The 10,480-nt window shown below is 76.9% G+C and carries 3 protein-coding genes; all 3 read left to right on the top strand.

Translation table 11 applies throughout. The annotated features are described in order from the left end of the window. On the top strand, window positions 1–1,380 hold a 1,380-nt coding region (locus tag ACWENR_RS26660), incomplete at its 5' end, for an acyltransferase domain-containing protein (RefSeq protein WP_452279701.1). After that, window positions 1,377–7,400 (top strand): amino acid adenylation domain-containing protein, encoded by a 6,024-nt coding sequence (locus ACWENR_RS26655; RefSeq protein WP_452279700.1) that lies wholly within the window; start codon window positions 1,377–1,379, stop codon window positions 7,398–7,400. The genes ACWENR_RS26660 and ACWENR_RS26655, both read left to right, overlap by 4 nt. Continuing rightward, a partial coding sequence (locus ACWENR_RS26650; protein WP_452279699.1) for a beta-ketoacyl synthase N-terminal-like domain-containing protein occupies window positions 7,397–10,480 on the top strand: 3,084 nt, incomplete at its 3' end. The genes ACWENR_RS26655 and ACWENR_RS26650, both read left to right, overlap by 4 nt.

The following is a 10,480-nucleotide window of genomic DNA, read 5'->3' as shown; positions in this document are numbered from 1 at the left end:
CACAGCGGCGGCGAGTACGTGGCCGCCTGCCTGGCCGGCGTCTTCGACCTCGCCGACGCCATCGACACCGTCGCCCTGCGCGGCCAGCTCATCGACCGCCTGCCCGGCGGCGCCATGCTCGCCGTGTCGCTGCCGGAGGAGGAACTCGCCGCCCGGCTGGGCCCGGAGCTCTCCATCGCCGCGGTGAACGCCCCCGGCCAGTGCACCGTCTCCGGCCTGGTCGAGCCCGTGCGGGAGCTGGCCGACCGGCTCGCCGCCGACGGGGTGGACTTCCGCCGGCTGCACGTGCGCACCCTCGGCCACTCGGTGGCCATGGAACCGGTGCTCGACGAGTTCCGCGCCCACGTCGCCGGCCTCACCCTGCGCGAGCCGACGCTGTCGTACGTCTCGAACGTCACCGGCACCTGGATCACCCCGGCCGAGGCCACCGATCCCGACTACTGGGTGCGGCAGCTGCGGGGCACCGTCCGCTTCGGCGACGGGGTGCGGACCCTGCTCGCCGGCTCCGCCGACCGGATGCTGGTCGAGGTGGGCCCCGGCACGGTGCTCGGGGCGCTGGTGGGGGCGAACGGCGACGGCGCCGCCCCGCCGGTCCTGCCGTCGATCCGGCACCCCCGTGACTCGCAGCCGGACCAGGCGTTCCTGCTGGCGACGCTGGCCCGGCTCTGGGAGTCCGGGGTGGACGTCGACTGGGAGTCCTTCGCGGCCGGGCAGCCCTGCCGGCGGGTGTCCCTGCCGACCTACCCGTTCGAGCGCCGCCGCTACTGGATCGACGCGCCGGAGGACGGCCCCGTCCCGGTGCAGGACGACTCCGTGGCGCCGCGCCGGGCGCCGGAGCCGGTCGACGCCGGCCCGACCAGCCTCGACGTGGACCTCGGCAGCACCCTGCACCAGCGTCCCCACCTGACCACCGAGTACGTGGCGCCCCGGGACGACCTGGAGGAGTCGATCGCCGCCGCCTGGCGGGAGCTGCTCGGCTTCGAGACCGTCGGCGTGCACGACAACTTCTTCGCCCTGGGCGGCAGCTCCCTGCTGACCACCCGCCTGGTCACCCGGCTGCGGGAACGCTTCGCGGTGGACCTGCCGCTGGAGGAGCTGTTCAAGGCGCACACCATCGCCGCCCAGGCCACCATCATCCGCGCCCTCCAGGACGACGCCCCCGGCGCTTCCGGGATGGCCGGCGCTCCCGGCGCGGCCGGCACCCCCGGCGCGGCCGGCGCTCCCGGCGCGGCCGGCGCTCCCGGCGCGGCCGGCACGGACGGCGCGGACGGCGCGGACGGCGTGGACGACGCCCCGACAGGCGGCGGAGCCGCGCCCTCGGCGGAGGGCGACCCCGGGCCGGCGGCGGGCGGCGGCGAGTCGGACGGGGCCGCGCGATGACCGTCGACGAGCAGCGCGGCGCCCGCCCCGCCCCGGCGTTGTCCCCGGCCAAGCAGGCGCTGCTGGCGGCCTGGTCGCGGGGGCGGCGCGGCAACCGCGACGAGATCCCCCGCCGGGGCGACGACGGCCCGGCGCCGCTCTCCTTCTCCCAGCAGCGGCTGTGGTTCCTCGAACGGATGGTGCCGGACAGCCCGGCGTACAACACGCCGATGGCGGTGGAGCTGCACGGGCCGCTGGACGTGGCGGCGCTGCGGGACAGCGTGCAGCGCATCGTCGACCGGCACGAGGCGCTGCGCACCACCATCCGGGAGGCCGACGGCGAGCCCGTGCAGGTGGTCTCGCCGCCGGGGCCCGTCGACCTGCCGGTGACCGACCTGAGCCACCTCGGCGAGGCGGACCGCGACGAGCGGGTGCGGCAGGCCCTCCAGGAGGAGGCCCGGCGCACCTTCGTGCTGGCGGTCGGGCCGCTGGTCCGGTTCGGGCTGTTCCGGCTCGCCCCGCAGCGGCACGTCTTCCTGGTCAACTGGAGCCACCTGATCGCCGACGGCTGGTCGGGCCGGGTGTTCTCCCGGGAACTGGCCGAGTGCTACTCGGCGCTGGTCGCCGGCGGCACGCCCCGGCTGCCCGAGCTCAAGCTCCAGTACGCCGACTACGCGGTCTGGCAGCGGGCGCAGCTGTCCGGGCCCACGCTGGCCCGGCAGGTGCGCTACTGGCGGGACCGCCTCGACGGCATCCCCGCCCTGCTGGAGCTGCCGACCGACCGGCCCCGGCCCACCGTGCAGAGCTTCCGCGGCGACACCCTGCGGTTCACCGTCGACGAGCGGCTCACCGGGCGGCTGCGCGCGCTCTGCGCCGGCACCGACAGCACCCTGTTCATGGCGCTGCTCGCCGCCTTCACGGTGGTGCTCTCCCGCTGGTCGGGGCAGCCCGACGTGGTCGTCGGCACGCCGGTGGCCAACCGCAACCGGCCCCAGCTGGAGGACCTGTTCGGCTTCTTCGCCAACACCCTCGCGCTGCGCACCACGGTGACCGGCGACCCGACGTTCCGGCAGCTGCTGGCCCGGGTCGGCGCCGACGTGTCGGCCGACTTCGCCCACCAGGACCTGCCCTTCGAGAAGCTCGTCGACGAGCTGCAACCCGAGCGCAGCACCAGCCACAACCCGGTGTTCCAGGTGATGCTCGCGCTGAACAACACCCCGCCGCCCCGGGTCGACCTGACCGCCGACACCCAGCTCGTCGGGCTCGTCGAGGGCGACACGGGGTCGGCGAAGTTCGACCTGTGGCTGTCGCTGGCGGACGCCGGGGACACGCTGCCCGGCGGGCTGGAGTACGCCACCGACCTGTTCGACCGGGACACCGTCGAGCGGATCCTGGCCAGCCTGCTGCGCCTGCTCGACCAGGTCTGCGCCGACCCCGACGCCCCGCTGTCGCGGCTGGAACTCGTCGACGCCGAGGAGCGCGACCGCGTCCTGCGGGTGTGGAACGACACCGCCGCACCGGAGCCCGCCCCGCGCGTCCTGCACGAGCTGATCGCCGAGCAGGTCCGGCGGACCCCGGAGCACGTCGCCGTGCGGCTGGACGACCGGTCGCTGACCTACGCCGAGCTGGACCGGCGCGCCAACCGGCTGGCCAACCGGCTGCGGCGGCACGGCGTAGGCCCCGACAGCCGGGTCGCGGTCTGCCTCGACCGCTCACCCGAGCTGCTGGTGGCGCTGCTGGGCGTGCTCAAGGCCGGCGGCTGCTACGTGCCGCTGGACCCGGACCACCCGCCCGCGCGGCTGGCGTACCTGCTCGCCGACTGCGGCGCGCGGATCGTGCTGACCGGCGACGGCGGGCGGGACGTGCTGCCCGCCGACGCGCCGCCGGCGATCGACCTGCACCGCGACGACTGCGCCGACGAGCCCGCGCAGGCCCCGGCGAGCGGCGTCACCGAGGACGACCTGACGTACGTCATCTACACCTCCGGCTCCACCGGCATGCCCAAGGGGGTGATGAACAGCCACCGCGCCGTGGTGAACCGGCTGCGCTGGATGCAGCGCCGCTTCGGGCTGACCGCCGGCGAGGCGGTGCTGCAGAAGACGCCCGCCAGCTTCGACGTCTCGGTGTGGGAGTTCTTCTGGCCGCTGCTGGTCGGCGCGACCGTCACCATGGCCCGCCCCGACGGGCACCGCGACCCCGGCTACCTGGTCGACCTGATCAACGACCAGCGGATCACCACCGTCCACTTCGTGCCCTCGATGCTGCGGCTCTTCCTCGACGAGCCGCGCTCGGCCACCTGCACCGGGCTGCGCCGGGTGGTGTGCAGCGGCGAGGCGCTGCCCCGCGACCTGGTCCGCCGGCTCCAGGAGCGGCTGCCCGCGCGGCTGGACAACCTCTACGGCCCGACCGAGGCCGCCGTGGACGTGACCGCGCACCGGTGCCCGCCCGGGGAGGACGCCGACGCCGACGTGTCGATCGGCGCGCCGGTCGACAACACCAGCATCTACGTGCTGGACCCGGCCGGGCGGCCGGTGCCGGTCGGGGTGCCCGGCGAGCTGTGCATCGGCGGCATCCAGGTCGCCCGGGGCTACCAGGGCCGGCCGGCGCTGACCGCCGAGCGGTTCGTCCCCGACCCGTTCGCCGACCGCCCCGGCGCCCGGATGTACCGCACCGGCGACATCGTCCGGTGGCGGCCCGGGGGCACCCTGTCCTACCTCGGCCGCGAGGACCTCCAGGTCAAGCTCGGGGGCATCCGCTTCGAGCTGGGCGAGATCGAGGCGGCCCTGCGGGAGCACCCCACCGTCCGCGACGCGGTGGTCACCGTGCGCCGGGACGCCGGCGACGAGGGCCAGCTCGTGGCGTACGTGGTGCCCCGCGCCGGGGAGCCGTCGGAGCCGGCCGCGCCGGCGGGCCCGGACGGGACCCCGGCGACCGGCGACGCCGACGGCACCGTGCACCAGTGGGCGCGGGTCTTCGACGAGGCGTACACCGAGCCGGCGACGCCCGACGCGGCGGACAGCAACTTCTCCAGCTGGAACAGCAGCTACACCGGCGCCCCGATCCCGGCCGACGAGATGCGGCGGTGGGTCGACGAGACCGTCTCCCTGGCCCTGGCGACGCCGCCCGGCCGGGTCCTCGAGGTGGGCTGCGGGCTCGGGCTGCTCCTGCTGCGCATCGCGCCGCACGCCGCGTCGTACCACGGCACCGACATCTCCCGGTTCGCGCTCGGCCAGGTCCGCGCCGAGGTCCGGGCCCGCGGCCTGGCGGGCGTCACCCTCGACGAGCGGGCGGCGCACGAACTGGCGGACCTGCCCGCCGGGTCCTTCGACACGGTGCTGCTGAACTCGGTGGTGCAGTACTTCCCGGACGCCGACTACCTGCGGCGGGTGCTGGCGCAGGCCCTGCGGCTCGTCGCCCCGGGCGGCCGGGTGATCGTCGGCGACGTCCGCAGCCTGCCCCTGCTGGCCGACTTCCACCGCTCGGTGGAGCTGCACCGGGCGGGCCCGGACGACGACCCGGCGGTGGTGCTCGCCCGGGCGGCCGCCCGGACCTGGCAGGAGGAGGAGCTGGCGCTCGACCCGGCGCTGTTCACCTCCCTCGGCGAGACCGTGCCCGGCGTGGCCGCCGTGCAGGTGCGGCTCAAGCCCGGCGGGTACGACAACGAGCTGAGCCGGTTCCGCTACGACGTGGTCGTCCACGTCGCCGCCGACCCCGCACCCGACGGCGGGGCCGGGCCGGAGCCGGCCGTCGACCCGCTCGGCTGGGACGGCGACCTGGCCGGCCGGCTGCGCGAGCGACTCCGGGAGGAACCGGCGCTCGCCGTGACCGGGATCCCCAACGACCGCCTCCGCGAGATCGCCGTGCTGCGCTCCGGCGACGGCGGCTTCCGGACCGTGGCCGAGCTGCGCGCCCGGATCGACCGGGAACCGGCCGGCGTCGACCCCGACGCGCTGTACCGGCTCGCCGACGAGCTGGGCGCGCGCGTCGTCGTCGCGCCGTCCCCCGCCGACCCGACCCGGATGGACGCCCTGTTCCACCGCGCCGACGTGCGGCCCTCGTGGCCCCCGACGCCCCCGGCGCGCGGCGGCGCGCCGGCGAACTGGCCCCGCCAGGCGCGCCTGATGGGCGAGCTCGGCCCCCGCTGGCGGGCCCACCTGAAGGACCGGATCCCGCGTTACGCGGTGCCGGCGGTGTTCGTTCCCGTGCCCGACATCCCGCTCAGCCTCAACGGCAAGGTCGCCTGGTCGGACCTGCCGGCGCCGCCGCCGGCGGGGGCCCGGGACCGGGGCGCGCACGTCGCGCCGGCCGACGGCACCGAGCGGCTCGTCGCCGACATCTGGGCGTCCGTCCTCGGGCTGGAGCGGGTCAGCGCCACCGCCAACTACTTCGAGCTGGGCGGCGACTCGATCCGCGGGATCCGGGTGATGGCCCGGGCCAACCAGGCCGGCCTGCCGCTGGTGCCCCGGGACCTGTTCGCGCACCCGACGGTGGCGGAACTCGCGGCTGTCGCCGACGCCCGCCTCGCCGAGGGCGGCGCCGTCGACGGGCCCGCCGACGCGCCGGAGCCGCCGGCGGACTGGGGGCTGTCGGAGCGCGACCGGGCCCGGCGGGAGCGGCTGCTGGCCGACCCCGACGTGACGGACGTCTTCCCGCTGGCCCCCTACCAGGCGCACATGCTGCGCCGGCTGGTCGCCGACCCGCGGCCCGGCGAATACCTGGTGCAGCGCGTCGACACCCTGCGCGGCCCGATCGACGTGGACCTGCTGCGCCGGTGCTGGGCGGGGCTTGCCCGCCGGTACGCCCTGCTCCGGACCATGTTCGTCTGGGCCGACCTGGACGAGCCGCTCCAGGTGGTGCGGCGCGACGTCGAGCTGCCGTCCCGGTACGAGGACTGGACCGGGCTCACCGCCGCCGAGCAGGACGCCGAGCTGGCCCGCTTCCTGCGCGAGGACCAGGCGGTGGGCTGCGCCCCCGAGGACCCGGCCGGCATCCGGCTCTTCCTGGCCAAGGTGGACGAGGACGCCTACCGGACGGTGTTCAGCTTCAGCTACCTGCGGATGGAGGGCTGGAGCCTCAGCGTCTTCCTCAGCGACGTGCTCGGGGAGTACCACCGGCTGCTCGTCGGCGAGGCCCCGGACGCCGGCACCGACGTGCCGTTCAGCCGCTACGTCGGCTGGCTGCGCCGGCGCGGCGTACCGGCCGACACGCCCGGGTTCTGGCGGGACCTGTTCGCCGACGGGTGGTCGCCGACCCCGCTGGCCGAGTTCGCGCCCGGCAACCGGCCCGGCGCCCAGCGCGGCTACGCCCGGCAGCACCTGAACGTCGACGCGGGCGTCACCGAGGCGCTGCGGGACACCGCGCAGCGGCTGCGGATGCCCCCGAACACGCTGGTCCAGGCCGCCTGGGCGGTGCTGCTCGCCCGGTACGCCGGTCGCGGCGAGGCCACCCTCGGCGTCTTCTTCAACGGCCGCCCGGCGGACCTGCCCGGCGTCGAGGACCTGACCGGCCCGACGATGAACGTGCTGCCGATGCGGGTGCGGCTGCCCGAGCCCGACCGGCCCGTCGCGGACCTGCTGTCGCACGTGATGACCGTCGGCGCCGACGCCGCCCACCACCAGTACGTCGCGCCGGAGCGGGTGGCGGCGTGGGCCGGCTGGCCGGCGGACCGGCCGATGTTCGACGCGTACCTGGTCTTCCAGAACCTCGACCCGACCCTGTTCGGCTCCACCGAGCGGATCCCGACGTTCTTCAGCCGGATGGCCGAGCCGTTCCGCCTCGACGTGATGCCCGGGGTGGAGCTGGGGCTGATCCTGTCCTACCACCGCGACCTGCTGACCGACGAGGCCGCCGGCCGGGTGCTCGACGACCTCGTGGCGACGCTCGCGGCGATCACGGCCGACCCCCACCGGCCGGTCGCCGAGGCGCTCCGGCCGGCCGCCCGACCCGCCGCCGCGAAGGTGCTGCTGGTGGAGGGCGAGCTGGCCGGCCACCAGATCAAGGACACGCCGTTGCCCGTCCCGGCGGCGGTGGAACCACGGTGACGGAGGTGCCCATGTCCTGGATGGTGCCGATCGGCGCCGCCGACCCCGACGCGCTGCGCCGGCGGGCCGCCGAGGCCGCCGACCGGCTGGCCGTCGGGGCGGAGCCGACCGGGCGGGCCGCGCCGGCGGGCGCCGCGCACCGGCTGGTCGCGACGGGCGGCGACCGGGCGGCGCTGGTGGCCGCGCTGCGCTCCGCCGCCGCCGGGCAGCCCGCCGAGGGGGTACGCACGGCCGCCGGCACCAACGTCCCGCGCCTGGCGATGGTGTTCTCCGGCGAGGGCACGCAGTGGCCCGGCATGGGCGACGGGCTGTCCGGGTGCGCCCCGTACGCGGCCGCCCTCGACCGGTGCGACGCGGCCGTACGGGCGCTGGGCGGCTGGTCAGTCACCGACGAGATCAGGCGGCCGGCGGAGTCGACCCGGCTCGCCGAGACCGCCGTCGCCCAGCCGGCGATCGTCGCGGTGGAGATCGGCCTGCTCGCTCTGCTGGAGAGCCTCGGGGTGCGACCCGACGTGGTGATCGGGCACAGCCTCGGCGAGATCACCGCCGCGTACGCCGCCGGCGCGCTCGGCGTCGAGGACGCCATGGCGGTCGCGTACCACCAGGGCCGGATGCTGCAACGGGCCACCGGCGGCGGCGGGATGCTCGCCGTCGGCCTCTCCGCCGAGCAGGCCACCCGGCTCCTCGCCGACCTGCCCGCCGGGCTGTCGCTGGCGGCGGTGAACGGCCCGGCCAGCGTGGTGCTGTCGGGGGAGCGCTCCGCCCTGGACGCCGCCGTGGCGCGGCTGGCCGCCGACCGGGTGTTCCATCGCGACCTCGGCATCAACTACGCCTTCCACAGCCCGCAGATGGAGCCGTTCACCGGGGAACTGGTGGCGGACCTGCGGCCGCTGCTGCGCAACGGGCCCACCAGCACCGACATGGTCTCCACCGTCCACGGCGACCTGGTCGGCGGCGACCGGCTGGGCGCGGAGCACTGGGGCATGCTGTCCCGCCGCCCGGTGCGCTTCCTCGACGCGGTGGCCCGCGCCGACGCCGCCGTGCACCTGGAGGTGAGCCCCACCCCGGTGCTGCGCACCGCGCTGTTGCAGTGCCTGGGCGGGCGACCCGGCACCACCGTCCTGGGCTCGCTGCGCCCCGACCGGGACGCCGCCGAGGCGGTCCACGCCCTGGCCGCCGACCTCTACCTCGCCGGCCTGCCGGTTGCCTGGGACGCGCTGCCGGCCGTGACCCGGGCCGCCGGCGTTCCGGCCGACGGGCCGGAGCGGGTCACCGTCGGGTCGCCGGTCGTGGACCGGCTGCGCGCCGGCAGCCCGGCCGGGCTCGGCCGCCGGGTGCGGGAGTACGTGGTGGGCCGCGCGGCGGAGGTGCTGGGCCGCGACCGCGCCGAGATCCCTGCCGACGCGGGCCTGTTCGCCCTCGGCTTCGACTCGCTGACCGCCGTCCGCCTCGCCGAGCGGCTCGCCGCCGACCTGCGCCCGCACGTCCCGGTGGGGCCCACGGTGGCCTTCGACCACCCGACCGTCGCCGACCTCGCCGCCCACCTCGCCGCGTCGCTCGGCGGCGCGGAGGACCGGCCGGCGACCGGGGCGGCGGCGGTCCCTTCCGGGCCGGGCCGGGTGCCCGCCGCCGACGAGCCGATCGCCGTGGTCGGCATGGCCTGCCGGGTGCCCGGCGCCGACGGCCCGGACGAGTTCTGGCGGCTGCTGCGCGACGGCGTCGACGCCACGCGCCCGGTGCCCCGCGACCGCTGGGACGTCGACGCGCTGCACGGCGACGACCCCCTCGAACCGGGCACCATCTACGCGCGGCGCGGCGGCTTCCTGCCCACCGTGGACACCTTCGACGCGGACTTCTTCGGCATCTCCGCCGTGGAGGCGGAGAGCATGGACCCCCAGCAGCGGCTCCTGCTGGAGGTGGCCTGGGAGGCGCTGGAGCACGCCGGGATGCCGGCGGACCGGCTGCGCGGCACCCGCAGCGGCGTCTTCGCCGGCCTGTCCATCGACGACTACAAGGGGCTCCAGATCGCCGACCCGGCCCGGATCGACGGCTACACCGGCACCGGGAACCTCTTCTGCGTGGCGGCCGGGCGGCTGTCGTACGTGCTCGGGCTGCGCGGGCCGTCGATGGCGGTCGACACCGGCTGCTCCTCTTCGCTGGTCACCGTGCACCTGGCCGCCCAGGCGCTGCGGGCCGGCGAGTGCGACCTGGCGCTGGCCGGCGGCGCGCACCTGATGCTCGCCCCGGACATCACCCTGTTCCTCTGCCGGGCCGGCGCGCTCGCCCCCGACGGCCGGTGCAAGACCTTCGACGCGGCGGCGGACGGCTACTCCCGGGGCGAGGGCGCCGGGATGGTGGTGCTCAAGCGGCTCTCCGACGCGATCGCCGACGGCGACGACATCCACGCCGTGCTCGCCGGATCGGCCGTCAACCACGACGGCGCCAGCAGCGGCCTGACCGTGCCGAACGGCACCGCCCAGCAGGAGCTGCTGACCGACGCGCTGCGCGCCGCCGGCCTCGCCCCGGCCGACGTCGACTACCTGGAGGCGCACGGCACCGGCACCCCGCTCGGCGACCCGATCGAGCTGCGCGCCGCCGCCGACGTGCTGGGCCGGGACCGGCGCGACCCGCTGGTGGTCGGCTCGGTCAAGACGAACATCGGCCACCTGGAGGCCGCCGCCGGGGTGGTCGGCCTGATCAAGACGGTGCTGGCGCTGCGGCACCGGTGGATCCCGGCGCACCTGAACTTCCGCACGCCCAATCCCCGCCTGCCCTGGGACGAGCTGCCCCTGTCGGTGGCGACCACCGGCCGGCCCTGGCCGGAGGGGCCGGACGGCCGGCCCCGGGTCGCCGGCGTCAGCTCGTTCGGCATCGGCGGCACCAACGCGCACGTGCTGCTCGCCGAGCACCGACCCGCGCCCGCCCCGGCCGCGCCCGCCCTGGCCGCGCCCGCCCCGGCCGCGCCCGCCCTGGCCGCGCCCGCCCCGGCGCCGGCCCCGGCCGGCGGCCCGGTGGGCCGGCTCGGGCCGGACGACGCGGAAGGCGACGCGGAAGGCGGCGCGGGACCGGATCGTCCGGTC

The sequence above is a fragment of the Micromonospora sp. NPDC004336 genome (assembly GCF_053602615.1).
This window is presented reverse-complemented; position numbering and strand designations above follow the sequence as displayed.